29 protein-coding genes, 1 tRNA gene and 2 pseudogenes are annotated in these 26640 nt (G+C 66.0%); 14 read left to right on the forward strand and 18 right to left on the reverse strand.

Features of this window, described 5'->3' with window-relative positions; translation table 11 throughout:
- Position 1: 1 nt before the first annotated feature.
- From marP to nth, 4 genes are read right to left on the reverse strand one after another with little or no spacing between them, the layout of a single operon-like run.
- A complete protein-coding gene (marP, locus tag AU196_RS01500; RefSeq protein ID WP_059093299.1) occupies positions 2–1189 on the reverse strand; it encodes an acid resistance serine protease MarP in 1188 nt (395 codons plus the stop codon).
- Positions 1186–1935, reverse strand: a complete 750-nt coding sequence (locus tag AU196_RS01505) for an NUDIX hydrolase (protein ID WP_502687200.1) — start codon at positions 1933–1935, stop codon at positions 1186–1188. Before AU196_RS01505 ends, marP begins: the two co-directional genes overlap by 4 nt.
- 26 nt (positions 1936–1961) lie before the next feature.
- Positions 1962–2609 (reverse strand): TlpA family protein disulfide reductase, encoded by a 648-nt coding sequence (locus tag AU196_RS01510; protein ID WP_059093301.1) that lies wholly within the window; start codon positions 2607–2609, stop codon positions 1962–1964.
- 18 nt (positions 2610–2627) lie between these two features.
- Positions 2628–3308, reverse strand: a complete 681-nt coding sequence (gene nth, locus AU196_RS01515) for an endonuclease III (protein WP_197415679.1) — start codon at positions 3306–3308, stop codon at positions 2628–2630.
- A 236-nt stretch (positions 3309–3544) separates the two neighbouring features.
- Here nth and AU196_RS01520 point away from each other — a divergent pair, with 236 nt between their 5' ends.
- Together AU196_RS01520 and crp are read left to right on the forward strand one after the other, a co-directional pair.
- Positions 3545–3877, forward strand: coding sequence for a hypothetical protein (locus AU196_RS01520; protein ID WP_059093302.1), 333 nt, complete (start codon positions 3545–3547; stop codon positions 3875–3877).
- A 101-nt stretch (positions 3878–3978) separates the two neighbouring features.
- Complete coding sequence (gene crp / locus AU196_RS01525) at positions 3979–4653, forward strand: cAMP-activated global transcriptional regulator CRP (protein ID WP_011562195.1); 675 nt, start codon at positions 3979–3981, stop codon at positions 4651–4653.
- A 54-nt stretch (positions 4654–4707) separates the two neighbouring features.
- Here crp and AU196_RS01530 read toward each other — a convergent pair whose 3' ends face one another.
- Genes AU196_RS01530 through sp36 form a run of 3 tightly spaced genes read right to left on the reverse strand, consistent with a single transcriptional unit; the run spans position 4708 to position 6103 of the window.
- Positions 4708–5490: an MBL fold metallo-hydrolase gene (locus AU196_RS01530; RefSeq protein WP_059093303.1), complete on the reverse strand. Its 783-nt coding sequence runs from the start codon at positions 5488–5490 to the stop codon at positions 4708–4710.
- The gene (locus AU196_RS01535; RefSeq protein WP_059093304.1) at positions 5487–5945 is read right to left on the reverse strand and encodes a RidA family protein; all 459 of its coding nucleotides are present in this window, start codon (positions 5943–5945) and stop codon (positions 5487–5489) included. Before AU196_RS01535 ends, AU196_RS01530 begins: the two co-directional genes overlap by 4 nt.
- Complete coding sequence (gene sp36, locus AU196_RS25415; RefSeq protein ID WP_157531067.1) at positions 5942–6103, reverse strand: Sp36 family protein; 162 nt, start codon at positions 6101–6103, stop codon at positions 5942–5944. The genes AU196_RS01535 and sp36 overlap by 4 nt, the downstream gene beginning before the upstream one ends.
- A 47-nt stretch (positions 6104–6150) precedes the next feature.
- Between sp36 and bagA the strand changes: the two genes are divergently transcribed.
- Together bagA and bagB are read left to right on the forward strand one after the other, a co-directional pair.
- The gene (gene bagA, locus AU196_RS01540; RefSeq protein ID WP_059093305.1) at positions 6151–7170 is read left to right on the forward strand and encodes an ATPase BagA; all 1020 of its coding nucleotides are present in this window, start codon (positions 6151–6153) and stop codon (positions 7168–7170) included.
- Positions 7171–7201: 31 nt separating this feature from the next.
- Entirely contained in the window at positions 7202–8332 is a 1131-nt protein-coding gene (gene bagB / locus AU196_RS01545) for an ATPase BagB (protein ID WP_059093306.1), read from the forward strand.
- Positions 8333–8357: 25 nt separating this feature from the next.
- Here bagB and AU196_RS01550 read toward each other — a convergent pair whose 3' ends face one another.
- Positions 8358–8714 carry a WhiB family transcriptional regulator gene (locus tag AU196_RS01550; protein ID WP_059093307.1) on the reverse strand — a complete coding sequence of 119 codons (357 nt, stop codon included), beginning with the start codon at positions 8712–8714 and terminating at the stop codon, positions 8358–8360.
- A 295-nt stretch (positions 8715–9009) separates the two neighbouring features.
- On the opposite strand from AU196_RS01550, the gene ponA2 reads away from it, so the two are divergent.
- The 4 genes and pseudogenes from ponA2 (at position 9010) to AU196_RS01570 (ending at position 13998) form a co-directional block, all read left to right on the forward strand.
- Entirely contained in the window at positions 9010–11463 is a 2454-nt protein-coding gene (gene ponA2 / locus AU196_RS01555; protein WP_059093308.1) for a transglycosylase/D,D-transpeptidase PonA2, read from the forward strand.
- A gap of 90 nt (positions 11464–11553) precedes the next feature.
- Positions 11554–12546 carry a metallophosphoesterase gene (locus tag AU196_RS01560; RefSeq protein WP_059093309.1) on the forward strand — a complete coding sequence of 331 codons (993 nt, stop codon included), beginning with the start codon at positions 11554–11556 and terminating at the stop codon, positions 12544–12546.
- Between the two features lie 7 nt (positions 12547–12553).
- Positions 12554–13654: pseudogene (gene cds1, locus AU196_RS01565) on the forward strand (L-cysteine desulfhydrase Cds1); the annotation flags it as partial.
- A 270-nt stretch (positions 13655–13924) separates the two neighbouring features.
- A tRNA-Pro gene (locus AU196_RS01570) sits at positions 13925–13998 on the forward strand.
- A gap of 209 nt (positions 13999–14207) precedes the next feature.
- On the opposite strand, the pseudogene AU196_RS26310 reads toward AU196_RS01570, so the two are convergent.
- Positions 14208–15221, reverse strand: a pseudogene (locus AU196_RS26310) (tyrosine-type recombinase/integrase); the annotation flags it as partial.
- The gene (locus AU196_RS01580) at positions 15208–15858 is read right to left on the reverse strand and encodes a helix-turn-helix domain-containing protein (RefSeq protein WP_157545918.1); all 651 of its coding nucleotides are present in this window, start codon (positions 15856–15858) and stop codon (positions 15208–15210) included. The gene AU196_RS01580 and the pseudogene AU196_RS26310, both read right to left, overlap by 14 nt.
- Before the next feature lie 87 nt (positions 15859–15945).
- On the opposite strand from AU196_RS01580, the gene AU196_RS24940 reads away from it, so the two are divergent.
- Entirely contained in the window at positions 15946–16143 is a 198-nt protein-coding gene (locus AU196_RS24940) for a helix-turn-helix transcriptional regulator (protein WP_074377345.1), read from the forward strand.
- A 170-nt stretch (positions 16144–16313) separates the two neighbouring features.
- Complete coding sequence (locus AU196_RS24945) at positions 16314–18530, forward strand: AICE element replication initiation protein (protein WP_082695576.1); 2217 nt, start codon at positions 16314–16316, stop codon at positions 18528–18530.
- 350 nt (positions 18531–18880) lie between these two features.
- Here the strand turns inward: AU196_RS24945 and AU196_RS25420 are convergent, their stop codons facing one another.
- The 6 genes from AU196_RS25420 to AU196_RS25425 form a co-directional block, all read right to left on the reverse strand.
- The gene (locus AU196_RS25420) at positions 18881–19060 is read right to left on the reverse strand and encodes a hypothetical protein (RefSeq protein WP_157545920.1); all 180 of its coding nucleotides are present in this window, start codon (positions 19058–19060) and stop codon (positions 18881–18883) included.
- 139 nt (positions 19061–19199) lie between these two features.
- Entirely contained in the window at positions 19200–19898 is a 699-nt protein-coding gene (locus AU196_RS01585) for a hypothetical protein (RefSeq protein WP_059093313.1), read from the reverse strand.
- Positions 19899–19906: 8 nt separating this feature from the next.
- Complete coding sequence (locus AU196_RS01590; RefSeq protein ID WP_059093314.1) at positions 19907–20287, reverse strand: hypothetical protein; 381 nt, start codon at positions 20285–20287, stop codon at positions 19907–19909.
- Entirely contained in the window at positions 20284–20412 is a 129-nt protein-coding gene (locus tag AU196_RS26255; protein ID WP_286140970.1) for a hypothetical protein, read from the reverse strand. Before AU196_RS26255 ends, AU196_RS01590 begins: the two co-directional genes overlap by 4 nt.
- 181 nt (positions 20413–20593) lie before the next feature.
- The gene (locus AU196_RS01600; RefSeq protein WP_059093316.1) at positions 20594–20932 is read right to left on the reverse strand and encodes a hypothetical protein; all 339 of its coding nucleotides are present in this window, start codon (positions 20930–20932) and stop codon (positions 20594–20596) included.
- Complete coding sequence (locus tag AU196_RS25425) at positions 20929–21168, reverse strand: hypothetical protein (protein WP_157545923.1); 240 nt, start codon at positions 21166–21168, stop codon at positions 20929–20931. Before AU196_RS25425 ends, AU196_RS01600 begins: the two co-directional genes overlap by 4 nt.
- A gap of 210 nt (positions 21169–21378) precedes the next feature.
- Between AU196_RS25425 and AU196_RS25430 the strand changes: the two genes are divergently transcribed.
- The 4 genes from AU196_RS25430 (at position 21379) to AU196_RS01620 (ending at position 25437) form a co-directional block, all read left to right on the forward strand.
- The gene (locus AU196_RS25430) at positions 21379–22029 is read left to right on the forward strand and encodes a TetR/AcrR family transcriptional regulator (protein WP_157545926.1); all 651 of its coding nucleotides are present in this window, start codon (positions 21379–21381) and stop codon (positions 22027–22029) included.
- Between the two features lie 145 nt (positions 22030–22174).
- Positions 22175–23461: a hypothetical protein gene (locus tag AU196_RS01610; RefSeq protein WP_059093318.1), complete on the forward strand. Its 1287-nt coding sequence runs from the start codon at positions 22175–22177 to the stop codon at positions 23459–23461.
- A 226-nt stretch (positions 23462–23687) separates the two neighbouring features.
- Complete coding sequence (locus AU196_RS01615) at positions 23688–24476, forward strand: hypothetical protein (RefSeq protein WP_059093319.1); 789 nt, start codon at positions 23688–23690, stop codon at positions 24474–24476.
- A gap of 190 nt (positions 24477–24666) precedes the next feature.
- A complete protein-coding gene (locus tag AU196_RS01620; protein WP_059093320.1) occupies positions 24667–25437 on the forward strand; it encodes an Abi family protein in 771 nt (256 codons plus the stop codon).
- A gap of 223 nt (positions 25438–25660) precedes the next feature.
- On the opposite strand, the gene AU196_RS25760 is transcribed toward AU196_RS01620, so the two are convergent.
- Both AU196_RS25760 and AU196_RS01625 read right to left on the reverse strand, forming a co-directional pair.
- Positions 25661–25834, reverse strand: a complete 174-nt coding sequence (locus AU196_RS25760) for a hypothetical protein (protein ID WP_197415668.1) — start codon at positions 25832–25834, stop codon at positions 25661–25663.
- A 410-nt stretch (positions 25835–26244) separates the two neighbouring features.
- On the reverse strand, positions 26245–26466 hold the full coding sequence (locus AU196_RS01625; RefSeq protein ID WP_059093321.1) for a hypothetical protein: 222 nt from the start codon (positions 26464–26466) through the stop codon (positions 26245–26247).
- Positions 26467–26640 lie beyond the last annotated feature (174 nt).

Consider the following 26640-nt stretch of genomic DNA (forward strand, 5'->3'; position numbering starts at 1 on the left):
ATCAGCTCACGCAGACGCCGGTGGGCACCCGCGCGGTGTTGCCCACCTTGGCCAGCTGGTGTCCCACCTCGTCGGAGGTCAGCACGAAGCCGGTGTCGGCGTCGTCGACGGCCGCGCCGAACACCACACCCAGCACCTTGCCGCCGCGGTTGATCATCGGGCCACCCGAATTGCCTTGACGCACCGTCCCTCTGATGGTGTACACCTCGCGGGTGACGGTGGTCTTGCGGTAGATGTCCGGCCCGTTGAGTTCAATGGTCTCGCGGACCCGCGCCGGGGTGGCGGTGAAGTCCCCGCCGCCCGGGTAGCCCATCACGATGGCGTCCGTACCCGGGGGCGCCAGCTCGTCGACGAACGGCAGCGGCGCGGCGGGCAGATCGGGCACGTCGAGGATCGAGATGTCGGCGTTCGGGTCGTAGGACACCACGAAGGCGTCGTAGGTCTGGCCGTCGACCTCGACGGTGACGCTTTCCGACCCGGCGACGACGTGCGCGTTGGACATCACCCGGTTCGCCGAGACCACGAAACCGGTGCCCTCGAGCACCTTCTGGCAGCCCGGCGCCACGCCGCGGATCTTCACCACGCTGCCGCGGGTCGCGCCGACGACCGCATCGTTGGCCAGTGCCGCGTCCGGGGCGTCGACGTTCGCGATCGGGGTCCGGCCGAACGGTTCGAGAACCTCGGGCAGTCCCGAGGTGTCGAGCAGGCCGGAGAGCCTCGTGGGCACCGACTTCAGCCACGGCGGGGCGACGTCGTCCACCTCGGCCAGCACCCGCGACCCCTTGACGGCGGCCGCGAGGTTCGGCTGATCGGAGGCCGTCAGCGGGGTCGCCAGCAGCCATGACGCGAGCAGCACCGCCACGATCTGCAGGCCCACGCCGATCACGGAGTCGAACAGGCGCAGCGTGCGGTTGCGGATCGCGCCGCGCACAGCCCGCCCGAGGACCACACCGGCGATCTCGCCGATCACCACCAGCGCGAGGATCAGGAACAGCGCCGCGAACAGCTTCGTGCGGGGGCCGCTGATGTGGGTGACCACATGCGGTGCGAGCAGCACGCCGGCGACGGCGCCGAGTACCACGCCGATGAACGACATGAGGGACCCCAGCGCGCCCGAGCGCCAGCCCGAGACGGCGGCGACGAAGGCAACGGCGAGGACGAGGAGGTCGAGCCACTGAGACGGTGTCATTGTTGAGACTCACCGTAACGGTCATCGTGCCCGACGAGCGCCATTGCCTCGTCGAGTTCTCTGACGTCGTCGGTGTTCCAGGGCACCGCCCACCCGGCGACATCGAGGATCGCGGAGATGACCTGACCGGTGAAACCCCACACCAGCATCTCGTTGAGCAGGAACGCCGGCCCGGCCCACCTGCGCGAGTTGGCGTCGCGGTAGACCATCAGCCTGTTCTCCGGGTTGACGAAGGCCCGCACGGGCACCCGCGCCACGATCGCTGTCTCACTCTCGTCGACGACGGCCACCGGACCCGGGTCCGGTGAGTAGGCCAGCACGGGCACCACGTGGAAACCCGACGGGGGGATGAACATCCGCTGCAGCGTCGCCAGCGGTTGCAGGCGGCTGGTGTCGAGGCCGGTCTCCTCGGTGGCCTCGCGCAGCGCGGTGTGCACGGGACCCTCGTCGTCGGGGTCGGTCGCCCCGCCGGGGAAGGCGGCCTGACCGGCGTGGTGGCGCAGCGTCGACGCCCGCACCGTCACGAGCAGGTCGGCATCGTCGGGCAGTCCCTCGCCGGCGTGCTCGGGCCCGGAGAACAGGACCAGCACGGCGGCGTCGCGTTTGGCGCGGGTGACCGTCGCGGTGGCGTTCGCCGCGGTGATTGCGGCCAGCACGTCCGGCGGCACCCGGCGTCGGTAGGCGCGGGGCACGCCGTCGGTGTTGTCGACCAGCGGTCGGAGCCATCCGGGTGCGGCGTCGGGCATCAACCGGTGCCCGTCACGCGTCGCGCTCACCCCGGCTCTCCCATCGTCTGGTCCACCGCTTCCTCGATCTCGTCGGCGGTGGCGAAGGACCGCGGCACAATTCCGGCAACGCTACCGTCCGGACGCAGCACAACCGTCGCAGGCATGACATTGGGCGCCTTGACCGCGGCGGCGACCAGGCGGCGTCCGTCCTGCAGTGTCGGCAGCCGCACCCCCAGCTCGGCCAGCCGCAACAACCCCGCCGTCTCGTTCTCGTCCTGGTGGACGGTCACCACCGTCACCGCGTCGCCCACCCGGTGCTGGTACTCGGCCATGGCGGGCAGTTCGTCCGCGCACGGCCCGCACCAGTAGGCCCACAGGTTGAGCACCACGGTCCGGCCCGCCAGCGCCCGCGCGACGTCGACCATCTGCCCGTCGCCCGCACACTCCAGGCTGATCCCGCGCAGCGACTCCGGCCCGGCGCCGACGCCCGGCGGCGGACACGGCGGCAGATCCGCCTCGGCGCGGGGCCCGGCCAGCGCCTCCGGGGTGTCCGCCTCCCGGTGATCGCGGGCCGGTGCGGTCCCGTCGCGACGGGTGGGCGCGGGGCCCCCGCCCAGCTGCATCGACAGCGCGACCACCAGGGCGAGCGCCACGGCGAGCACGGCGACAGTCCAGCGGGCCGAGGTGCTCATGGAGTGTGCGGGGGTGGTCTACAGGCCCGCGAGGGCGAGTAGATGCTCGGTCTCCGGACCTTTGACCAGGGCGGCCGCCGCCTCGCGATCAGTCGGTCCGGCGCCGAACGACGGGCAGTCCTTGGCCAGTACGCACACCCCGCAGGCCGGTTTGCGGGCGTGGCAGACCCGGCGGCCATGAAAGATGACGCGGTGGCTCAACAGGGTCCACTCACTGCGCTCGATCAGTTCGCCGATCGCGTGCTCGACCTTGACCGGATCCTCCTCGGCGGTCCACCGCCACCGGCGCACCAGCCGGCCGAAGTGGGTGTCGACGGTGATGCCGGGGACGTCGAAGGCGTTGCCGAGGATGACGTTGGCCGTCTTGCGGCCCACCCCGGGCAGCGTCACGAGATCGTCGATGTTGCCGGGCACCCGGCCGTCGAAGCGCTCGACGAGTTCCTGCCCCAGCCGGATCAGCGAGTTGGCCTTGTTCCGGTAGAAGCCGGTGGGCCGGATCAGTTCCTCGAGTTCGGCGCGGTCGGCCTGGGCGTAGTCGAGCGCGGTGCGGTACTTCGTGAACAACGCGGGCGTCGTCAGGTTCACCCGCTTGTCGGTGCTCTGTGCGGACAGGATGGTGGCCACCGCGAGTTCGAGCGGATTCGTGAAGTCGAGCTCGCAATAGACGTGTGGAAACGCCTCGGCCAGAGCGCGATTCATCCGGCGCGCCCGGCGCACCAGACCCAGCCGTGTCTCGTTGTCCCACTTCTTGGCGGCAGCACGGCGCGCCGGCTTCGGTTCAGCCGGGGACAGGGCCGTTTCCCCGGCCGAGGGCGCACCTGCGGTCACGGCAACCAGACTAGGCGAGAGCTCCGACAGCGACCGCGGTGAAGGTGCCCGATACCGGTGACGATTCGTGATCACGCTGAGACCTTGGCCCGGTTTACTTCTGCGTTGTGTCCTGGTTGTTCGTGTCCTTCATCCCCTGGTTGCTGATGGTGGCGACCTTCGGGCTCGAACGCCTGGAGTCCGGTCTCGCCCGCAACACCGTGTCGGTGGCGGACGTCGACGACTTCCTCCAGCAGGCCGATTCCGGCGACGTCGGCCGGCTCGCCCGCGACGGGATGGGCCCGGCGCTCGACGGGATGCACCGCCGCCACCAGAATCGCCTCGAACCGGCCGAGACACTTCCGACGCGGACGACGGCCGCGGACATGCCGCCACGGGTGTTGATCCCGCACCGGCCGAATCCGCAGTTTCAGCCGACCCGCCGTGCCAATCGTGTGTAGCGTTGGCACGTTGCGAAACGGAATACCTCTACACTGGGCACGCTAACCAGTACGAGGTCGGCTTCGTATGTCATTCAACCCACCAGTTTAAGAGGGGCAACGTGGACGAGATCCTGGCCAGGGCCGGAATCTTCCAGGGAGTCGAACCCAGCGCCGTTTCCGCGCTCACCAAGCAGTTGCAGCCCGTGGACTTCCCGCGCGGGCACACCGTGTTCGCCGAGGGCGAGCCCGGTGACCGGCTCTACATCATCATCAACGGCAAGGTGAAGATCGGCCGCCGCTCCCCGGACGGCCGCGAGAACCTCCTGACGATCATGGGCCCGAGCGACATGTTCGGTGAGCTCTCGATCTTCGACCCCGGGCCGCGGACGTCGAGCGCCACCACGATCACCGAGGTGCGCGCCGTCTCGATGGACCGGGAAGCGCTGCGCGCGTGGATCGCCGACCGTCCCGAGATCGCCGAGCAGCTGCTGCGTGTGCTGGCCCGCCGGCTGCGCCGCACGAACAACAACCTGGCGGACCTCATCTTCACCGACGTGCCGGGACGCGTGGCCAAGCAGCTGCTGCAGCTCGCGCAGCGGTTCGGCACCCAGGAGGGCGGCGCGCTGCGCGTCACCCACGATCTGACGCAGGAGGAGATCGCCCAGCTCGTCGGCGCCTCCCGCGAGACCGTGAACAAGGCGCTCGCCGACTTCGCCCACCGGGGCTGGATCCGCCTCGAGGGCAAGAGCGTGCTGATCAGCGACTCCGAGCGCCTGGCCCGCCGCGCCCGCTAGTCCCGGTGATTTCGGTGTAGTTCGTCGCGGTGAGCGCGACGAACTACACCGAAATCACTCAGAGCGCAGGTAGTCCAGCTGGGCCTGGACGGATTTCTCGGCGGCGTCCCACAGCTTCTGGTCGACGTCGGTGTAGACGTGTTCGACGACCTGGCGTGCCGAAGCGTCGTCGCCGAGCTCCCGCAACGCCGCCCGCACCTGGTCGAGACGCTCCTCGCGGTGCGCGAGGTACATCGCCGTGACGGCCTCGAGGTCGGGCAGGTCCGGGCCGTGCCCGGGTAGCACCGTCCGGCCGCCGAGGCCCTGCAGCCGGTGCAGGGAGTCGAGGTAGTCGCGCAGGCTGCCGTCCTCGGTGTCGATGACGGTGGTGCCGCGCCCGAGCACGGTGTCGGCCGTCAGCACCGCGTCGTCGAGCACGAACGACAGCGAGTCGACGGTGTGGCCGGGTGTGGCCATCACCGTGATCCGCAGCCCCGCCGCGTCGATCACCTCACCGTCGGTGAGCGGGCCGCCGAGCCCGCGAAGGAATCCGCTGCCCACCGCTCGGACCACCGCCCCGGTGCGTTCGACGATCTTGTCGATCCCGCCGGTGTGGTCCTCGTGTTTGTGGCTGATCAGAACCAGGGCGATGCGGCCGAGTTCGGCGACCTTGGCGATGTGTTCCTCGTCGTCGGGCCCCGGGTCGACGATCACCAGCTCGTCGCTGCCGGGCGCCCGCAGCACCCAGGTGTTCGTGCCGTCCAGAGTCATCAGGCCCGGGTTGTTGCACAGCAGCACCGAGGCGGTCTCGGTGACCGGCCGCAACAGCCCGTAGGCCGGATGCTCGGGAGCGCTCACTCGACCTCGACGACGATTTCGACTTCCACCGGGGCGTTGCGCGGCAATTCCGAGACGCCCACCGCGGAGCGGGCATGGGCGCCGGCGTCGCCGAAGATCTCGCCGAACAGCTCCGAGGCCCCGTTGATGACGCCGGGCTGACCGTCGAAACCGGGCGCCGATGCCACGAAGCCGACCACCTTCACCACCCGGGTGACCGCGTCGATGCCCACGAGCCCGTGCACGGCGGCCAGCGCGTTGAGACCGCACACCCGCGCCAGGGCCTTCGCGTCCTCGGGGGTGACGTCGGCGCCCACCTTGCCGGTCCCGGTCTGCTCACCGGCCACGATCGGCAACTGGCCGGAGGTGTAGACCAGGTTGCCGGTCCGCACCGCGGGCACGTAGGCCGCGAGCGGCGCGACCACCTCGGGGAGGTCGATGCCCAAGTCGGCGAGCCGCTCGGCCCAGGACGTCACTTGGGTCGCTTCAGATACGCGACGTGCTGCTCCCCGGTCGGACCCGGCAGCACCGCGACCAGCTCCCAGCCGTCGGCACCCCATTGATCGAGGATCTGCTTGGTGGCGTGCGTCAGCAACGGCACGGTGGCGTATTCCCACTGGGTCGGTTCGCTCATGGCCCGAGCTTATCGGGCCGCCGGTGGCCCACGGCTAGCATGCAGAGGTGGCAACAACTACCAATGGCGGTAGAGCCGTCGGCTGGCCGTCGCGCCTGACCAAGGCGAAACTGCACTTCGTCACCGGCAAGGGCGGTACCGGCAAGTCGACGATCGCGGCGGCACTGGCCCTGGCGCTCGCCGCAGGCGGCCGCAGGGTGCTGCTGGTCGAGGTCGAGGGACGCCAGGGCATCGCCCAGCTCTTCGACGTGCCACCGCTGCCCTACAAAGAGGTGAAGATCGCGACCGCCGACGGGGGCGGGCAGGTCAATGCGCTGGCCGTCGACACCGAGGCCGCGTTCCTCGAATACCTCGACATGTTCTACAACCTCGGGCTGGCCGGACGCGCGATGCGCCGCATCGGCGCAGTGGAGTTCGCGACGACGATCGCCCCGGGCCTGCGCGACGTGCTGCTCACCGGCAAGATCCGCGAGATCGTCACCCGCGCCGAGAAGGGCAAGCAACCGGTCTACGACGCCGTCGTCGTGGACTCCCCGCCCACCGGCCGGATCGCCCGGTTCCTCGACGTGACCAAGGCCGTGTCGGACCTCGCGAAGGGCGGTCCGGTGCACTCCCAGGCCGAGAGCGTGGTGAAGGTGCTGCACTCCGACATCACCGCGATCCACCTGGTGACCTTGCTCGAGGCGCTGCCCATGCAGGAGACGCTGGAAGCCATCGACGAACTGCGCGAACTCGGCCTGCCGATCGGCAGCGTCATCGTCAACCGCAACATCCCGGCCTACCTGTCGCCGGACGACCTGGCCAAGGCCGCTGAGGGCGACATCGACGCCGACGCGGTGCGCGCCGACCTGGCCGCGGCCGGAGTCCAGTTGTCCGACAACGACTTTGCCGGTTTGCTGACCGAGACCATCCAGCACGCCACCCGCATCACGGCGCGGGCGGAGACCGCCGAACAACTCGAGCGCCTCGACGTGCCGCGCCTGGAACTGCCCGCCCTGCCCGACGGTGTCGACCTCGGCAGCCTCTACGAACTCGCCGAAGTGCTCGCCCATCAAGGCGTGCGATGAACGAAGAGAAGAGCACCATGGAGGTCCGTAGATGAGTACGACACCGCCCGCCCTCGACATGGCGGCGATCCTCGAGGACACCTCCAACCGGGTGGTGGTCTGCTGCGGGGCCGGCGGCGTCGGCAAGACGACCACCGCGGCGGCGATGGCGCTGCGCGCCGCCGAATACGGACGCACCGTGGTGGTGCTGACCATCGACCCGGCCAAACGCCTCGCGCAGGCCCTGGGCATCAAGACCCTGGGCAACACCCCGCAGCGGGTGCCGTTGGCGCCCGAGGTCCCCGGCGAACTGCACGCGATGATGCTCGACATGCGTCGCACGTTCGACGAGATGGTGGTCCAGTACTCCGGCCCCGACCGGGCCGACGCCATCCTGGACAACCAGTTCTACCAAACGGTGGCCACGTCGCTGGCCGGCACACAGGAGTACATGGCGATGGAGAAGCTGGGACAGCTTCTCGCGCAGGACAAGTGGGACCTGATCGTGGTGGACACCCCGCCGTCGCGCAACGCCCTGGACTTCCTCGACGCCCCCAAACGCCTCGGCAGTTTCATGGACAGCCGGTTGTGGCGCATGCTGCTGGCACCCGGCCGCGGCATCGGCAAACTGGTGACCGGTGCGATGGGTCTGGCCATGAAGGCCATGTCGACCATCCTCGGTTCTCAAATGCTCTCGGACGCAGCAGGTTTCGTGCAGTCCCTGGACGCGACGTTCGGCGGCTTCCGGGAGAAGGCGGATCGGACCTACGATCTGCTCAAGCGGCGCGGCACGCAGTTCGTGGTCGTGTCGGCCGCCGAACCGGACGCGCTGCGCGAAGCGGCCTTCTTCGTCGACCGGTTGTCCACGGAGCGGATGCCGTTGGCGGGGTTGATCCTCAACCGCACCCACCCCACCCTGTGCTCGCTGCACGCGGACAAGGCCAGTGAGATCGCCGACGAGTTGGCGGCCGGGGACCCGGAGTCACTGACGGCCGCGGCCCTGCGCATCCACGCCGACCGGACGCAGACGGCCAAGCGTGAGGTGCGACTGCTGTCCCGGTTCACCGGCGCCAATCCGCACGTGGCGATCGTCGGCGTTCCTTCGCTGCCGTTCGACGTCTCGGACCTCGACGCGCTGCGGGCGATCGCCGATCAGATCACCGGGGTGGCCGGGGCCGCCTGACCGGCGATGGAAAGAAAGAAGGAGCTCAGACCGCGCTGCGGTGTTTGCGCTGGGCGGAGAAGAACTCGGCCCAGGAAACGACCTCGGGATGCTGCTTGAGCAACGCACGACGCTGACGTTCGGTCATTCCGCCCCACACGCCGAACTCCACCCGGTTGTCGAGGGCGTCGGCGCCACATTCGAGGATGACCGGACAGTGGCGACAGATCACCGCGGCCTTGCGCTGCGCAGCGCCGCGGACGAACAGCTCATCCGGATCGGCTTGGCGACAGCGGGCCTGGGACACCCAGGCGATCCGCGCTTCGGCCTCTGCACCGTGTGCGGGAGGCGGGGAGGGGACGGTTGTCGTGGTCTTGCGCACCGCGGGCCGAATACTTGACACCGGCGATCCCTTCGTTCCTGCCGCCGCACCCGACGGTGATCCTCCGGAGTAAACCGCTGATGCGATCTACGCCACATTGCGCCAGCTAGTGTGTCCTGGATCGCACTGTGTGTCCAAGCTAGGTGGTCAGGGCACATTTACGCAACACTTTGTGTCCGACTTTTTTGGGACGACCGTGCCGTCTGATCAACTTCTTAAAGATCGGTGATTCCCGGCGCGGCGTGACGGCGCCCGCGAACGGCGGGAATCTCGCTGCTCCGGCGATCCCGCCGGGCGGCGTCGTTACTCTGTACCCATGCCGGAACGTCCGCCAACAGCAGTCACGGTCGTCAAGCTCGCCTGGTGCTGCCTGCTGGCCAGCGTGCTGACTGCCGCCCTGATGTTCCCCGTGGTCGGCGGCATCGGTCTGATGTCCAACCGCGCGTCCGACGTCGTCGCCAACGGTTCGGCCGCGCTGGTCGAGGGTGAGATCCCGCAGGTGTCGACGATGGTCGACGCCAGGGGCAACACGATCGCGTGGCTGTACTCCCAGCGACGCTTCGAGGTGCCCAGCGAGCAGATCGCCAACACGATGAAACTGGCGATCGTCTCCATCGAGGACAAGCGGTTTGCCGAACACAACGGCGTGGACTGGCAGGGCACGCTCACCGGTCTGGCCGGCTACCTGCGGGGCGACACCGACACCCGCGGCGGGTCGACGCTGGAACAGCAGTACGTCAAGAACTATCAGTTGCTGGTCGTGGCGCAGACCGACTCGGAGAAGCGGGCGGCGATCGAGACCACCCCGGCGCGCAAGCTGCGTGAGATCCGGATGGCGCTCACGCTGGACAAGACGTTCACCAAACCCGAGATCCTGACCCGCTACCTCAACCTCGTCTCGTTCGGCAACGGCGCATTCGGCATCCAGGACGCCGCCCAGACGTATTTCGGCATCAACGCCTCGCAACTGAACTGGCAGCAGTCGGCGCTGCTGGCTGGTTTGGTCCAGTCGACGAGCTCGCTGAACCCCTACACCAACCCCGACGGCGCGCTGGCCCGCCGCAACCTGGTGCTCGACACGATGATCGAGAACCTGCCGAACGAGGCCGAAGCGCTGCGGGCCGCGAAGAACGAGCCGCTGGGCGTCCTGCCGGTGCCCAACGAACTGCCGCGCGGTTGCATCGCCGCCGGCGACCGGGCGTTCTTCTGCGACTACGCGCTGGACTACCTGGCCCGCGCGGGTATCAGCAAGGAGCAGGTCGCCAAGGGCGGCTATCTGATCAAGACCACGCTCGATCCCGATGTGCAGGCCACCGTCAAGTCGGCCGTCAACCAGTTCGCCAGCCCGGACACCCCCGGCGTCGCGAGCGTGATGAGCGTGATCCGGCCCGGTAAGGAAACCCACCCGGTGCTGGCGATGGCGTCGAACCGTACCTACGGGCTCAACGTCGACGCCAACGAGACCATGCATCCCCAGCCGTTCTCGCTGGTCGGCAACGGCGCCGGGTCGGTGTTCAAGGTCTTCACCACCGCCGCGGCGATGGAGATGGGCATGGGCATCAACACCCAGCTGCAGGTGCCCGGCTCGTTCCAGGCCAAGGGGCTCGGCAGCAGCGACACCCCTGGCTGCCCGGCCGCCACCTGGTGCGTCCGCAACGCCGGCGCGGGATACCGCGGCTCGATGAGCGTCACCGATGCGCTGGCGACCTCCCCGAACACCGCGTTCGCGAAGCTGATCTCCCAGGTGGGCGTGCCCCGCGCGGTCGACATGGCGGTCCGGCTGGGGCTGCGGTCCTACGCGCTGCCGGGCACCGCCCGCGACTACGACCCGGAGAGCAACGAGAGCCTGGCCGACTTCATCAAACGGCAGAACATCGGCTCGTTCACGCTCGGCCCGTTCGAGGTCAACGGTCTGGAGCTGTCGAACGTCGCGGCCACCCTCGCCTCGGGCGGCATGTGGTGCCCGCCGAACCCGATCGCCCAGGTCCTCGACCGCAAGGGTGAAGAGGTCTCGGTGACCACCGAGACCTGCGAGCAGGCGGTGCCGGAGGGGTTGGCGAACACCCTGGCCAACGCGATGAGCAAGGACGACACCGGGGCGGGCACCGCCGCCGGTGCGGCCGGTTCGGTGGGCTGGAACCTGCCCATGTCGGGTAAGACGGGGACGACGGAGTCCAACCGCTCGTCGGCGTTCCTCGGCTTCACCAACCAGCTGGCCGCGGCCAACTACGTCTACGACGATTCGCCGAGCCCCGGTGAGCTGTGCTCGTTCCCGCTGCGTCAGTGCGGTTCGGGCGACCTGTTCGGCGGCAACGAGCCGGCCCGCACCTGGTTCACCGCGATGAAGCCGATCGCCACCAACTTCGGCGAGGTCCGTCTGCCGCCCACCGACCCGCGTTGGGTCGACGGCGGCCCCGGCTCGAACGTGCCGAGTGTGTCGGGCCTGACCGTGGACGCCGCCCGCCAGCGCCTCCGTGACGCGGGCTTCCAGGTCGCCGACGGCACCGCGTCGGTCAACAGCGGCTCGCGGGCAGGCACCGTCGTCGGCACCAACCCGAGCGGCCAGACCATCCCGGGGTCGATCATCACCATCCAGGTGAGCAACGGCATCGCACCCGCGCCGCCGCCCCCGACCTACAACGTTCCCGACCTTCCCAGCCTGCCCGGTGGGCCGCCGCCACCGATCGGGCAGACGGTGGTGGAGATCCCCGGCCTGCCGCCGATCACCGTGCCGGTGCTCGGACCGCCGCCACCCCCGCCGCCGCCGTGACCACCGGCTGACCGGCGGTCGGCTGTGCGGTTTCCCACGGTGGCCGGGTGGAAAGGGGTGAGTGCGGCCATCTGGCAGTAGGCTGCTGCCATGGCTGCTGCTTCGCCACGACCGACGGCGTCGACGTCGACGTCGATCACGCTCCTGAAGAACACCGCTGCGGTGACCGCCGGAACCCTGGTCGCGGGGATCGGTTACGCGTCGCTCATCGAACGCAACGCGTTCACGCTGCGCGAGGTGACCATGCCGGTGCTCACGCCCGGCTCGACACCGCTGCGCGTGCTACACCTCAGCGATCTCCACATGCGGCCCGGCCAGCGGCGCAAGCAGGCCTGGCTGCGGGATCTGGCCCGGCTGGAACCCGATCTCGTCGTCAACACGGGCGACAACCTGGCGCATCCGCGGGCGGTGCCCGCCGTCGTGCAGGCGCTCTCGGAGCTGCTGTCGGTGCCCGGTGTGTTCGTCTTCGGCAGCAACGACTACTTCGCGCCGCGGCTGAAGAACCCGCTGAACTACGTCACCAACCCCGGCCATCGCGTCCACGGACAGCCGCTGCCGTGGCAGGACCTGCGCGCGGCGTTCACCGAACGCGGCTGGCTGGACATGACCCACACGCGCCGCGAACTCGACGTCGCGGGGCTGCGCCTCGCGTTGGCCGGTGTCGACGACCCGCACCTCAAGCGCGATCGGTACGACACGATCGCCGGCGCGGCCACGCCGACCGCCAACCTGTCGCTGGGCCTGACCCACTCCCCTGAGCCGCGTGTGCTCGACCGGTTCGCCGCCGACGGCTACCAGCTGGTGATGGCCGGCCACACCCACGGCGGTCAGCTGTGCCTGCCGTTCTACGGCGCGCTGGTCACCAACTGCGAGCTCGACCGGTCGCGGGCCAAGGGCGCGTCGAAGTGGGGCGCCGACATGGCGTTGCACGTGTCGGCCGGGATCGGTACGTCGCCGTTCGCGCCCGTGCGGTTCTGCTGCCGGCCCGAGGCGACGCTGCTGACGCTGATCGCCGCACCGACCGGCGGCCGGGACGCCGACGTGCGGGCGGGGCAGTCACCGTCGACCGTCTCGGCGCGGTGACGGGTCGGTGACGGGGCGGTCCTCGATCGCCGTTCACAGTCAACCCCGTGCATGGGTCGACAACGCCGTCCGGTTGATCGAGGCCGATGCCCGGCGCAGCGCCGACACCCACCTGCTGCGGTACCCGCTGCCGTCGGCCTGGGGTGAGGGCTGCGGTGTCGCGCTGTACCTCAAGGACGAGTCCACGCACATCACCGGCAGCCTCAAACACCGGTTGGCGCGCTCGCTGTTCCTCTACGGGCTGTGCAACGGGTGGATCTGCGAGGGGACGACGGTCATCGAGGCGTCCAGCGGGTCGACAGCGGTGTCGGAGGCGTACTTCGCGGCGCTGCTCGGCCTGCCGTTCATCGCGGTGATGACGTCGTCGACCAGCGCCAGCAAGGTCGCGCTGATCGAATCACAGGGCGGCCGTTGCCATTTCGTCGAGGAGTCGTCGCAGGTGTACGCCGAGGCCGAACGGCTCGCCGAGGAGACCGGCGGGCACTACCTCGACCAGTTCACCAACGCCGAACGGGCCACCGACTGGCGCGGCAACAACAACATCGCCGAATCGATCTATCACCAGATGGCCGCCGAACAGCACCCGATCCCGGAGTGGATCGTGGTGGGCGCGGGTACCGGCGGCACCAGCGCGACCATCGGCCGCTACATCCGCTACCGCCGATACGAGACGAAGCTGTGCGTGGTCGATCCGGAGAACTCGGCGTTCTTCCCCGCGTACGCGCAGCAGGACCCGACCGTCGTCACCGGCGCGTCGTCGAGGATCGAGGGGATCGGCCGTCCGCGGGTCGAACCGTCGTTCCTGCCCGAGGTGGTGGATCGCATGGTCGCCGTACCCGACGGGGCGTCGGTGGCCGCCGCCCGCCACGCGAGCCGGGTGCTCGGCCGTCGGGTCGGCCCGTCGACAGGAACGAATCTGTGGGGGGCTTTCGGACTGCTCGCGGAGATGAGGGCGCAGGGCCGGAGCGGTTCGGTGGTGACGTTGATCGCCGACAGCGGCGACCGCTACGCCGACACCTACTTCTGCGACGAGTGGCTGAGCAGCCAGGGCATCGACCCGTCCGAGTCGGCCGAGGTGCTCGCCGACTTCGAGCGGTCCTGCGAGTGGCGCTCGTCGTCGGACGCGCCCGAGAGCGGCCCGTCGGCGGTCAGGAAGAGCCAGATCGCCGCCAGAGCGAAGAACCCCAAGTAGAGGGAAGCTCCCAACCCGGTCATCTCTGCCTCGTTTCACCAGTTGTGCGGCGCTCTGCCGTCATTGTCGTCAACGCCACCGACAACCCCCGGCATTCCGGGTCTGTGTGAACTCGTGTCGCCCGTCGGGGGCGGGAGCCGTTTGGCTTTCCGAGGCACCGGTGCGATACCCTTTCAACGCTTCACGCGGGGTGTGGCGCAGCTTGGTAGCGCGCTTCGTTCGGGACGAAGAGGTCGTGGGTTCGAATCCCGCCACCCCGACTCGTGTGATCGCAGGTAGAAGGCCCTGACTGGTTAGCCAGTGGGGGGCCTTCTTTCGTTCCAGTCCGCAGTTGGTCCGCAGTAGATTCCAGAGACTCGGTTCGAGCATCGTCTAGAGCCGCCGAAACCAGCTCTAAATCATCGGGGAATAGGTCGGCATACGTGTCCAAAGTAAGCACCGCCGAAGCGTGCCCCAACATCGTCTGCACCGCCTTGACGTTGGCGCCGGCGCTGATGGCCAGTGAAGCGGCGGTATGGCGAAGATCGTGCGGCGTTACGACCGGGAAGCTCGCGTCCTCCATGATGAGCCGGTTGACCGCTTTGGCGAACACTCGGCGCCGCCAGTTCGAAACCCGCAGCACCCCGCCCTCTGGCGCGGCGAAGATCAGGTCATCGGGTTTCTTGCCGATCATCAGCGCACCGAGTTCGTCAGCAAGGAATGCGGGAAAGGGCACCATCCGCTGCTCATAGGACTTGGGTGACGACCATTCCAGTTGGCCCTCAACCTCCGTCACCGATTCCCGCACGTGGACTCGACGGCGAAGCATCTTGGCGTCGCTGACCCGTAGCGCCGCCATCTCTCCCCAGCGCAGTCCCGTGTAGGCCAGGAAGCGCACCACCGTCGCATCCGGCCCGACTTCAATCGCGAGCTGCTCCACCTGCCGGTGCGTCAGATAACCGCGCGGCCGCCGCTTACGTCGAGGAAGCTTGATCCCCGCGCATGGATTGCGCGCGATCCGTCGATCCTCGACAGCCATCTCCAGAATTTGGCGCAAGATGCCGACGGCGTTCTCAACGGTGGCCGGGCCCGCACCGGATGATGTCATCGACTGGACCCAGCCCCGCACATCGGTCGCCTGGACATCGGCAACAGCCACCGCTGACCAACGCGGCTCCACGTACACCGGCCAGGTGTACCTTCGCGTCGACGCGGTGGTTTTCTTGAGGTGGCTCTGCGTTCCGAGCCACTTTGCGTAAAGCTCGCCGACGCTGACGCGACCGGCCTTTGGGGCCACGTAGGTTCCAGTGACCTGCGTGGCGACGATTTCGTCAAGCCAGGCTTGAGCATCCAATTTGCGATCGAAGGACCTGGTGTTCTCTTGCCCCTGGTCGTCGACGTAGCGGGCCAGCCAACGACGCCCCTTTCCGGCACGTACTGATGGACTGCCGTCTGCACGGCGCCAGCGGTCCTCGACACCACCCCGCCGATTACGCCTCTGCATCGTCCCTGTTCACGTCGCGAGGCTCGTCTACGCCGACGTCCTCGGAATTCGAGCCAACAAACAGGTTGTCGACGGCCGCATTCACGACCCGTTGGAGTACATCGCCGAGCCGTTCATCGACGTCCGCGACTTCGAAATCTGGCTTCTGCCAATGCAAGTCGGCCAGTAACTCTTTTAGTTCGAGGACGACGTGGTCATGAGCGTCTAGTTCCTCAGAACGACCACGGAGTCGGCGGAGTCGATCCATGGCTTCTGGCGCTAGCTCCAGAAGCTCTTGCATCGTTCGGGCGTAGTGGCCGAGCTCAGCGAATGCGAATCGACCCGCCCGCATCCGCTTCTCGGCGAACCCTCGGACCGCGAGAACCGCGCTCAACCGGTCCGGACCTGAAGGCATCAGCAGCTGCTGAAGATCGGTGTTCAGACAGTCGGCAATCGCGGCCGCCTCCCGCAGCTTGACTTCGCGATCACCGCGCTCGATTCGCGTAACGGCCGAGGGGTCGAGTCGAACACCTTGGCCTTCCAAAGCCTCTGCGAGTTGCCTCTGACTCCAACCCCTTTGTCCGCGCGCTATGCGCATGTTCCGCCCAAACGTCTGGCTGAAATCTTCGTCAGCGCCCGGAGGAGGATCATCATGCACAAATCACACTGTAATGCTTGACCCACACCAAGGAAAGTGCGATCGTTGGCGGTGTTGATTCAGCATTATGATGTGAAAGGAACATCAATGAGCATCATGTCAGCCCGCCAAGTCTCGGATCTCACTGGTGTGCCAGTGGGCACTCTCCGGTACTGGCGCCATGCCGGGACGGGACCAGCAAGTTTCACGTTGGGGCGTCGAGTTGTTTACCGACGCAGCGAAGTCGAGCGATGGATCGCCGAACAAGAGAGCGCAACCCGCCGTGGAGGTGACGGCGCCGCCTGAAGCAATGAAAATGAGAGACCCTGGCTGAGCCCCAGGGCCTCTCGGAGAACTGCCACCCTTCGCAGAGGACGGTTCATGTCGAGTTTAACTCCCGATCGCGGTCCCAAGGATCGAAAACTTGCCCACCACCGACAAGAGCAAGGCCCTGGTTTCTCGCACGGTGCTACACGATGAACCCACTGCCTCAGCCAGCGGAAACGGCCTACCAGCGGATTCTCACAGCGCTCAATACCAGTGATCGCCAAGTCGTTGTCCGAGATGACCGTGCTATGGCACAGTGCCCGGCCCACGATGACCGGAACCCGTCACTTGCCGTCACCGCGATAGAGGGTCAGGTGCTCATTTACTGCCATGCGGGCTGCGACACCGAATCGGTGGTCCGCGCGCTTGATATGACGCTTGCTGATCTATTCGACGCTCCCCGCGGTGCCACGTATGTCTATCCCGACGAACGCCGGGTGCATCGTGACCCTCAGAAGCGGTTTCGCCAGTCCGGTAATACACGTGGGCGCAGCCTATTTCGTGCTGACCTTATTGCGAACGCCGAGCTCGTCTACGTCGTCGAAGGCGAGAAGGACGTCTTGGCGGTCGAGGCGGCGGGAGGCACTGCCGTCTGCCCTGCGATGGGGGCGGGCAAATCAGCCAACTTTGACTGGAGTCCGTTGCGCGGCAAGAAAGTCGTGATTGTTGCCGATAGAGACGAAGTAGGACGCCGTCACGCGTCTGCGGTGGCGATACACCTCTATGCCATAGCATCCAGCGTCACCATCGTCGAACCGCGTTCAGGTAAGGACTTTGCTGACCACTATGCAGCTGGTTTCAGTCTTGCCGACCTCGAACCTGTCGTTCATGCACAAAGCGAACCGGAGAGTATGTCCCCAAGACCCGCCTCGCAGGAAAAGAAGTCTGCTGCCGTAAGACTCGTCGAGCTAGCCAAGGAGCAATACCACCTAGGTTGCACCGACGACGGTGAGCCCTTTGGGGCCAGAAAGTCACAGCCGCATATTGCTATACCTCTTCGCGGTGGCCGATCCGGGTTGCGCGCAGACCTTGCTGCTCAATACTTTTCGGATAGCGGGACCGCGGCGGGCGGTCAAGCACTCATGGATGCCATTTCGATTCTCGACGGTCTAGCGGCGCGGGAACAGCCCGAACGCCTATACCTGCGGGTAGCAAGTGCAGCAGATGCCGTGTACGTCGACACTGGGCGCCTCGATGGCCAGGTCTTTAGAATTGGCGACGGAACGTGGTCGCTCCTTCCGTCGGCGCCAGTTCGATTCCTACGAACCAAGTTGACCGGTGAAATGACGCTTCCTGCTGGTGAGCCGAAGCTTGACTTGCTATGGGAATTTATCAACGTGGCTGTCGAAGACCGCCCCATCCTCTTGGCCACGCTTATTGCTGCCCTCGTGAGTAGTGACACGCCACATCCGGTATTGGCCCTTTTCGCCGAGCAAGGCAGCGCGAAAAGCACTGTCACGAGAATGATTGTCGATCTGATCGATCCGTCGCCTGTGCCTCTTCGGCAGGCACCTCGCGACGCCGATTCCTGGGTCACGGCGGCTGCTGGATCTTGGGTTGTCGCCCTGGACAACTTGTCTGGTATCTCGCCATGGCTTTCAGATTCGTTGTGCAGAGCGGTGACTGGAGACGGCAGCGTCAAACGCGCTTTGTACACGGACGGAGGCCTATCGATCGTGAGTTTCCGCCGATGCCTCATTCTCAATGGGATCGATGTCGGCGCATTGCGCCCAGATCTTGCCGAGCGACTCGCTGTGGTGGAACTCAAAAGGATCGATCTCCGCTCCCGGAGAACAGAATCAGAGATCTATGAGGAGTGGGCGAAGGCTCGTCCGAGAATCATGGGCGCTCTACTTCAGCTCGCGGCCACAGTCCACAATGGCCGCTGCTTCGCCAACCTCGGCTTCACTCCGAGAATGGCCGATTTCGCTCGCCTACTGGCTGTAGTGGATAGCGAAATGGGAACGAATGGACTTGCGCGCTATATGGCTCGAGCCAACCAGCTGAGCGAAGATAGCCTTCAGGGCGATGTCTTCATCGAGTCGATGCGCAACAGTTGCACCCTGCCGCTGATTGGTAAGACGGGGGCCGAGCTCCTTGCGATTGTGCAGCCAACCGGCGACGGCGGCCGGCGGCCTATTGGATGGCCCAAGAACGGCCGCGACGTCACCACCGTGCTCAAGCGGAACGCCACTGCTCTACGCGCTTTGGGTTGGACAATCGAGGACGACGGAGCCCGTAACCATCGGAATGTGCTGCTGTGGTCGATCCGTCCTCCCCAGGAAGACAAAGGGCTGAATTGTTCCTCGCAATCCTCGCGCCCCGCCACATCGGCAAGACCGCTCAAGAAGAACATGGCTTCTTGACCACGCCGAGAACACCTGGCATCCAATCCGTTTCACCTGGTCAAAACTCTTCACCAGGTCGATTCAGTTCAAAACTCAGCGCCGGCGAAAGAACCGCCGACGGTGAGGATTGGAGACATGCGGAGTGAGACGAGAATTGAGACCTCGCGACCTGGCCCAACTGGTCGGAGGATGGCAGACCTGGCTGCTGTCTCGTTTCTCTACTAATGAGACAGTCGTTCGCATTGTAGTAATCGAATAAAATCGGCGGCTGCGGCGCAGCTGCCAGCTTAGACACACCTATAGGTCAGTTCTGACGGCCGGCGCCGGACCCCTCTCCAGCGAGGTGCCCGGCGCCGGAACCGTTCGGTTCAGTGGCTTTTGGGTTGCCCGCTTTGGCTGCGGCTGGCCCCGTTGTGCGGGTTGCTGCCTGATTGGAATTTCTGTGAGCCGCGCTGCTGCTGTGCCGCTTTGCGCTGGGCGCTTTGCTGCTTGGACTGCTGGCTCTTGGCGTTGCTGGGGGTGAAATTGGGCTTCGGCTTGTTTGCCATGGACGTCTCCTTTCGTTCGGTTGGTTCTTCTGACGGTTCAGTCCGGTGGTGCTGACGGTCCTCGTGTGTGCGGCATTTAGCTGGCCCAGTTACTGGCCTCCAATCTTGTTCTGGGTTGGCGGTTTTGGCGCATATCCGGTCAGGTGTTTGGGTCGTTCCCGCAGAAGATGGTCATTGCGCCGCCGCATAAGGGTTCAGAAGAGAGCGTCGGCCAAGTAATTTCGACTTCGTCGTGCGCGGTGGTCTCCAGTGCTAGCGCTTGTGGTGGGCCGATGGGGCCGTAATCGAGGAACTCCCAGGCCATCGTGATTCGGCAGGTGCGTTGGGGTGCTAGTGAGGCGCAGGCCGCGTCGGGGATGGGGTAAGGCGACGCCGTAGTGTCCGATGACGGCACAAGTCGCGCTTGGTGGGAGGGTAGCCAGCTGTAAGTGACCTCGTCGGGACCGATGAAAGTGCGCGCGCCGGGGGCTTGTCGTGTGCTAGTGGGGAGCTTGAGCCAGAACTGGTTGGTGGGGTCGGGGTGGTAGATGTCGGGAATGTTGATCGCGGCGCTTCCTGCGGTGAGTTCGACTGTTGCGTAGAGGATGTGGCCGGGTCCGCGGGCACCTGTGACGTCATCGATGTGGGTGGCGTCGCGTTCGCCCCAGCTGATGACCGAGATAGACGGTGCGGCCGTCGTATCGACGGGGTCTTGCAGCGAATAGGCGATACCGGCGGCGAACAGCATCAGGGAAAAGGTGGGAACGGCGGCGAATGCACGTAATTCCCAGCTGATTCCGATGAGCTTGATGATCGCCGAGGCGATCGCTCCGACGGCGGTGATCACGATCCGCTGCATGTCACCCCCTAGGAGTCTCGTCGGAAGAGCTTGGTCATGAACTTGGGAACACGTAGGTGGTGTCGCGCCTCGGGCTTCGCGGTGGTGGGCTCGACGGTTTCCTCATCCACCTGGACCGGGGTGGCGGGCTGTGTGCGCGCTGCGCTCGACGGTGCCCGGTTCCAGGACGGGTCGGCGGCCGCAATCAGTGGAGCCAGGCGTTCATACGTGCCGCTGCGGGCGGCTTCGATGAGCTGGCGCGCGAGCGGGGATGCGGTAGCTGAGCGGTCCGTACCGAGCTGGTGGAGGTCGATGATTTGTTGGCGCAGCTCGTCGTTGGTTAGCTTCGCGCGCGGGTAGGTGTGCCGCCATGAGGGTGGTTCGTCGGCGCTGTGGCGTTGTGGGGTCATCGGGAGAGTCTCCGGATCATTCGGCTGGCGTTGATGGCGACGCGTTCCGCCATGCGGCGGTGTGAGTCAGGAAGGTCGGCCGGAAGCTGCTCGACGGCGTCACCGCAACCGATGATGGCGTTCATCCCGGCGACCTCCTTGCGAACTTGGTTTCGGATGTTGCGAGCGGCACGGTCGGCGTCGGCATTGATTCGGGCCACCCTTCGGGGGTACTCGACGGCCGCCGGACGGTAGTGCTCTAGCTCGTTGATGGCAGGTCCGCCCTTCGGTTTTTTGCGGTGGGTTGGGTCCTTAAGGCGTGGGTGGCTAGGTCGCGCGGCGCATGATCCGATCGACACTGCCGGGCATCGCTTCGGCGACCAGTTGGTGGCTAAGCGGGCTGGCGTTGGACAGCCGGCTGGTCACGGCATCGCCGAGGTCGGCCAGTCCGGAGACGAGCACTCCCTCGACGTAGACCGCGTTTTTGATGCGATCGGCCTGTTCGGCCGCGTCGTGTGCCTGCCCGAGCAGATTGAGGTAATGCTGCGCCGACTTAGTCTCGGCGACCTGCTGAGTTCGACGTTCGAGCTGCCCGGACTTGGTGAAGCGCGACGGACGGCCCGACAGGGCGCCGGTCTCGTAGCGGCGTGGCAGGTTCTCGGTCATGGGACGTTCCTTTCCGGGTGGGACGAGCCCTCCGTGATGAGCCGGAGGTAGTTGAAAACTCGGACTTCCTTATGCGCGTGCTGTTCGTCGAGGACCCTGACAAACCGTTCTTGGTGAGCGATGGCATCGAGGCGTCGACGTTCTTCGGCCTCCAGGTGTGCGCGGACGTTCTCCGCCTCCGCCTGACGTGCCTGTGCGCCGGCATGGCGCGCCTGCGCATTGACCAGCCGGGTCATGTCCCGGAATCTGCGGCTACGCCGGTTGCTCATTGCTGCCCCCGATCGGAGTTGCAGCGTGACTCGCTCATCTGGGCCTCCCCTTCACTCGTGTCCCGACCTATGTCGAATATTACATATGCCCCACTTGGGCACAAGCCCAGTTTGGGTATTGGTACAAGTGGGCGTGTGATGTGTTTGGGGGTTAAGTGGAGGGCTATGCTTCGGGGCATGGCTGAGCAGCAAACCCTCGATCGGGCGGCGTTGGCGCGACAAAAGGCCGCCGACACGAAGAACCATCGAACGAGGGCGCGCCTGTTCATGAGCGCCGTACATCACGCCTCAGCGCCGCGGCGCACCGGTGAACAGATCACCGTCGCCTCGATTTGCAAGGTCGCAAAGGTTAGTCCCGCCGCGTTCTACCACCACTTTGAGGACGGGGTGGCGCAGCTGCTGGGCGATGTCCTAGAACGGTCGATGAGACATGTGAACCAACGTATAGCTATCGATATTGCTCGCGAGGACCCCTCGCCGAACTACCAAGTAGTCATCGCCGTCTACCGAGTTGTCGAGGAGCTCTTTCGATACCCGAACCTGTTTGAAGTGGAGACGGTCCCGCGACGGTGGGTGAAGCTCATCGCTCAGCCGCTCGCTAACGCGATCGTCAACGACGACCGCGAATTTGAAGACCACCCTGGGATGGTCATTGCCGAATATCACGCCAACGCCATCATCGGATTGATGCGGCGGGACTACACGCCTAGCTTCGAGTTTCTCTCGAGACTGGTTTTCTCACAGATTGTCCCAGTTCTCGGCATGGCTGACCCCGAGTTCGGCGACCGCTGGCAACAGCTCATCCATAGTCTGCCGCCGATCAACTGATCGAGAGGTGGTGTGGGCTCTCCCATCACGTCAGGTTAATGAGCACTCGACGTCTCGGCCGCTGACGTATTCCGGGCGCTCCACGCGTAGGAAAATTCCAGTTCGGATTCGGAACGGATCAGCGGAGCAGTGTCGTGAGATAGGTATGACCACCATGTCTGACGACACCACCACCACCACCACCACCGACTCCAGCGACGACTACGACCCTCGCCAAAACGTGCTCCTGGACTCTGATGACGCCCTAGCCGGTCCCGACCGTTACCCGCGCATGTGGAACATGTCGGCCGGGATGGCCTTCTTCCCGGCGGTGATACGCCCGGACACGCCGGACCGCCCGGAATACGTCAGCGTCCCCATGCCGAGCAGCAGCACCACCACCGACCTCGAAACCCGTGGGGCCAGGATCTTCGCGGTGGCTCGGTGGAATGCGCTGTGGGAGGCCGCCCAGTTCCGGCGCCGCTTCTTCCCCGACGACCTCGAAGCCGACACCGACGACTACGCAAGCTTGCCTCCCGACCTGGCGCGCATCGCCGATCTCGGTGACAACAACATCGTGTTCATCCCCCGCACGCAGACCCGCTACTACGACTACGCACCCCTGTTTCACCTGCTCCCCCGCTCAACGTTGGACCGTTTCGGCCTGCCGATGCTCACGGCTGGCCAATGGCCGTTCTGGGCGGAGCTGACCAACCCGGACCCCTACCTGCCCGCCGACTTCGGCCAGCGCCTATCACGGGCGTGGGGGGCCACGGTGTGGCGTCACCTCATGCCCGGATCACCGCAGATCGCCTTCACCAAGGACGACCCGATCCGCATCCTGGCGCACAACCTCGACTTCTGGGTTCCCGCGGTCACCGAGGCCATGGAAGACGAGATGCGGACCTGGCCGATCGTCGACACCGATGGCCCTACCGGCCCGGTACGGCTGAGCAACGGCGAGATCCTCGAAGGCGTCACCGCCGGCGGCCCCCGCGTGGGTTCTGACCTGTGGGCCGGGGAACAGGAAGCCGCCGAGTTCGTCGAGCGCACCGTCGTCGCCGCGGACAAGACCGGCCGGCTGCGCGACATCCTCGACGCCGTGCGCTCCCACCGGGTCCACGACGACTTCTCCGACCGGTGGTCACACGCCAAGGAGGACTTCGACCGCACCCTCAACCACAAGCGGTCCAAGGTCAGCGTCACCTTCGTCGAACTCGATGACACCACGCCGGTTCACGGGCCCGAGACCGAAGTCATCGGCCACCTCGCGTGCAGCGACTTCCTGACCCTGCTCAACCCCCGCGACCGCGAAGTGGTGGTCGTTCTGCGCAGCGGAGTCACCTCCCTGACCGACGTCGGCAAGATCCTCGGTTACAGCAGCCACAGCGCCGTATCGAAGCGGCTCGCACGCATTCGCGATCAGGCGGCACGCTTCTTCGACCAGAACTGACCCTGAAACAAGGAAGTGGGCTATCACCCCGCGGCGCCACCATCAAGGACCCCAGGTCGTGATGATGAAGGGCAAGGGCATCCGGCAAGTGGCTCCGGTGATTCGACGGGTACTTCGACATGTACTCAGACGGTGGTTAGATGTTGTTCGATAGCTCCTTCTGTCACGGCAAGTATCAGGGCTGCTGCCGGGAGGTTGACCCGCAGTGACCTGGCATGATGAGTCCATGAATCGCGCACCTATCCCCGGCCAGCAGGCCGCCATTGAGGCGTTGCTGAAGGCGTCCGCCCGCACGTCGCAGCGGGTCAACATTCGGAACAGTTTCGTCCAAGGGGGTGATCAAAAGCATCCCGTCCCCGGGCCGCTCCACAAGATGGTTCGCGCGCAGGACGACCGCGCACTGGACCTGTTCCTGCTGCACCGCGCCCTGGTCTCGGCGGAACCTTGGACCAGCCGGCCCCTGCTTTCTCGGGTCTGGGCCCGCATGCTGGGTGTTGAAACCGACCAGGACCACGGTGCGGCCGTCGTCTCGCGGACCTGGCGGCGACTCGACCAGAAGTACGGCCTCATCACCCGCGGCAAGACCGGCCGCAGGGCGGTCTTCACTTCCCTGCGGGAGGACGGCAGCCGCGAGGACTACACCGCACCGTCTGGTCGCGACGTCGCCAATCGCTACTTCCAGCTCCCGTTCGAGTACTGGACCGACGAGCAGGCCTGGTACCGCACGTTGACGCTGGCCGCCAAGGCGATGCTGCTGGTCGGCTCCACCCTCGGGCCGGGCTTCATCCTGCCCGGCGAGCGGGTACCCGAGTGGTACGGGATCAGCGAATCCAGCGCTCAGCGCGGCCTGGCGGAACTGCGCGAGGTCGGTCTGCTGAACCTCTCCATCAGCTACAAGCCCACTCCACTGGAGAAGATCCCGACGACCGAGGTCTACAACTACACGTTGGTGCCGCCGTTCGGCCGCATCGAGAAGCGCCGGCTGCGCGTCGTCCCGAAGATCGCCAGTGCATGACAGCTCAGCACCTCCTTTCCGCTGGTCGAGCGGTGCATCCGGCCGTCTGCGGCGGCAACGAATGGCCATCGTCACATCACCAAACCCCTGTGTCGGGTGTACAGTGGTTGACGTAAGCCCTGAGGCATTCCCGGCACCAGCAATGGTGTGTCTGGCCCCTCAGGGCAAAACGCTTTCTAGGGCCTGAACCATGGACGCCCACGAACTCCCCCTCGAAGAGCTGATCTCCCCCGCCCGCTACCAGCGGTATCGAGCGGCCGCCCGCGGCGACACAGCACGCGCCGCGCGGCTGTACATGTGGAACTGCGACCTCTCCGCGGCGTACTGGCCATCGATCGCCCTTGTCGAAGTCGCCATCCGAAACGCCATCGACTCGCAGCTGTGCTCCCACCTCGACGTCACACGCGAGGAGGGCTGGCACCCCGAAGTTCTCGCCGACCGCCCACGCATCCACCTGACCGACAAGGAACTCGACAAGGTCAAGAAGTCGATCGACGCGTTCGACCGCAAGAACAACCCCGCCGGTCAGCCCCGTGTGGAACCCGCCGGCGGCGACATCGTCGCCGATCTCAGCCTCGGGTTCTGGGTATCCCTCGTCGGCGAAGGCCTCCCCCGTCAGCACGCGAACGTCTACGACTACTTCACCAAGCTCTGGCGGCCATTTCTCTACAAGGCTTTCCCCCACTACGGACCGGGTATGACGTCGGCTGGTCCACTGCGGAACCACCTGCGCACCTTCGAGCTACTTCGCAACCGGATCGCCCACCACGAACACATCTTCACCCTCAGTCCAAATCACCACCTGGACAACATCATTGCCCTCGCTGGATTCATCGACCCCGCCCTCGCGGACTACATCCGGAGCAACCAGCAAGTCGCAGCAGTAGTGAACCGGTACCGCAGCTTCGTCGCGCAGGAATCACCTGAACCCGGTGATCCTCCGACGGATCAAGCTCTGTAACCAGGCCCCGCTACCGGGCGGCTCGCGCGATGAGGTCGGCCCCAGCCGTATCTGGGCATGAAAAAGCCCCGCGCGTCGAATCGAGATTCGACGACTGCGAGGCGAAAGCCAACAGGGGTGTGCGCGTGCGGGACTGCTGACGGGTGGTCGTCCCGGCACGCAGGTGGGCTAGGGCGGCATCGGCAGGCTTCTCCCGGCGGAAAGTGCGCTCATTCGGGAGGGACTAGCGCCGCCACTCGCGAAGCGCGGTCGCGACCGCGCCGAGTATCTCGGCCAGACCCTTGAGGAAGGCGAGAATGCGTTCCATCGGCTCATCGCGCCGGCAGAACACCGCCCGGTTGACCATCACCAGTACAAGCAGAATCCAGACCAGATTCCACGCGTCCGAGACGACCACATTGACCTCCTTGCGAGGTGTACCAATAGAAAGTGCCCGACCAGTGGTCGGGCACAAAAAAAGCCGGGAACGACCCGGCTTCAACGCGCAGTTACGCGCGTCCTCCCATGGTCAAGCCATGAAAAGCTCAGTCCAGCAATAGATTAGCGATGGATTCTGCCGTATCGGCTGCGTCCGCAGTTGATACGGCGACCGGATGTGGACACAGTCGTCCTACTGGCATCTGTGCGGCAATCTACCGGCATCGACGGACATCATCGATGGATCGATGGGAATGCCGAGCGCAGACTAGATCAAAGATGGTCCGCATGAGAAGACCGTGTTCACCCTGTTTTTGCGCGCACGAACCGCACGTCATGCACTGTACCCGCTGGTGGCTGGGTCAGCCTTGAACCGAAGTGCCCGGCGTGTCACTCGTCGGGGATGACGGCTCCCGGCTTGAACGCCTCGCCGGCGTTGAACTCCTCTTCAAAGCGGTCGCACAGTTCGGTGATCGCCTTACGGATGAACTTCTGCTGGTGACCGATGCCGGTGTACGGCCGTGTCCACGTAATGGTGTTGACCATCCGCTCTTTCAACTCCACGGGCAACGACAGCAGAATGTCGGCGGAGATGCGGTCGCTCTGAGTCATCCGAACATCTTTGCGTGCTCTCGGTCATGTTCGTGCATGGTTGGCGAACTGCGGCAAGCTCCCCGTGTGCGGGGAGGCGGCCTATCCTGCGAAGGTGACGGAAGAGAGCGGCGATACCGGGGTGGTGCGGGGCCGCTGCTCCCCCGCGTCGGTGCGTCAGCAACCCGATCTTGG

This window comes from Mycobacterium sp. IS-1742, from assembly GCF_001500125.1.
Lineage (GTDB): Bacteria > Actinomycetota > Actinomycetes > Mycobacteriales > Mycobacteriaceae > Mycobacterium.

Coding starts and splice junctions, on each gene's coding strand:
- marP (WP_059093299.1), bottom strand. CDS start 1,189: ATGACACCGTCTCAGTGGCTCGACCTCCTCGTCCTCGCCGTTGCCTTC.
- AU196_RS01590 (WP_059093314.1), bottom strand. CDS start 20,287: ATGACCCCACAACGCCACAGCGCCGACGAACCACCCTCATGGCGGCAC.
- AU196_RS24940 (WP_074377345.1), top strand. CDS start 15,946: ATGAGCATCATGTCAGCCCGCCAAGTCTCGGATCTCACTGGTGTGCCA.
- AU196_RS01610 (WP_059093318.1), top strand. CDS start 22,175: ATGACCACCATGTCTGACGACACCACCACCACCACCACCACCGACTCC.
- AU196_RS01510 (WP_059093301.1), bottom strand. CDS start 2,609: ATGAGCACCTCGGCCCGCTGGACTGTCGCCGTGCTCGCCGTGGCGCTC.
- AU196_RS25425 (WP_157545923.1), bottom strand. CDS start 21,168: ATGACCCGGCTGGTCAATGCGCAGGCGCGCCATGCCGGCGCACAGGCA.
- AU196_RS01620 (WP_059093320.1), top strand. CDS start 24,667: ATGGACGCCCACGAACTCCCCCTCGAAGAGCTGATCTCCCCCGCCCGC.
- ponA2 (WP_059093308.1), top strand. CDS start 9,010: ATGCCGGAACGTCCGCCAACAGCAGTCACGGTCGTCAAGCTCGCCTGG.
- nth (WP_197415679.1), bottom strand. CDS start 3,308: ATGAATCGCGCTCTGGCCGAGGCGTTTCCACACGTCTATTGCGAGCTC.
- AU196_RS25420 (WP_157545920.1), bottom strand. CDS start 19,060: ATGGCAAACAAGCCGAAGCCCAATTTCACCCCCAGCAACGCCAAGAGC.
- bagB (WP_059093306.1), top strand. CDS start 7,202: ATGAGTACGACACCGCCCGCCCTCGACATGGCGGCGATCCTCGAGGAC.
- AU196_RS01505 (WP_502687200.1), bottom strand. CDS start 1,935: ATGCCCGACGCCGCACCCGGATGGCTCCGACCGCTGGTCGACAACACC.
- AU196_RS26255 (WP_286140970.1), bottom strand. CDS start 20,412: ATGAACGCCATCATCGGTTGCGGTGACGCCGTCGAGCAGCTTCCGGCC.
- sp36 (WP_157531067.1), bottom strand. CDS start 6,103: ATGAGCGAACCGACCCAGTGGGAATACGCCACCGTGCCGTTGCTGACG.
- AU196_RS01560 (WP_059093309.1), top strand. CDS start 11,554: ATGGCTGCTGCTTCGCCACGACCGACGGCGTCGACGTCGACGTCGATC.
- AU196_RS01625 (WP_059093321.1), bottom strand. CDS start 26,466: ATGACTCAGAGCGACCGCATCTCCGCCGACATTCTGCTGTCGTTGCCC.
- AU196_RS24945 (WP_082695576.1), top strand. CDS start 16,314: ATGAACCCACTGCCTCAGCCAGCGGAAACGGCCTACCAGCGGATTCTC.
- AU196_RS01585 (WP_059093313.1), bottom strand. CDS start 19,898: ATGCAGCGGATCGTGATCACCGCCGTCGGAGCGATCGCCTCGGCGATC.
- AU196_RS01600 (WP_059093316.1), bottom strand. CDS start 20,932: ATGACCGAGAACCTGCCACGCCGCTACGAGACCGGCGCCCTGTCGGGC.
- AU196_RS01615 (WP_059093319.1), top strand. CDS start 23,688: ATGAATCGCGCACCTATCCCCGGCCAGCAGGCCGCCATTGAGGCGTTG.
- AU196_RS25430 (WP_157545926.1), top strand. CDS start 21,379: ATGGCTGAGCAGCAAACCCTCGATCGGGCGGCGTTGGCGCGACAAAAG.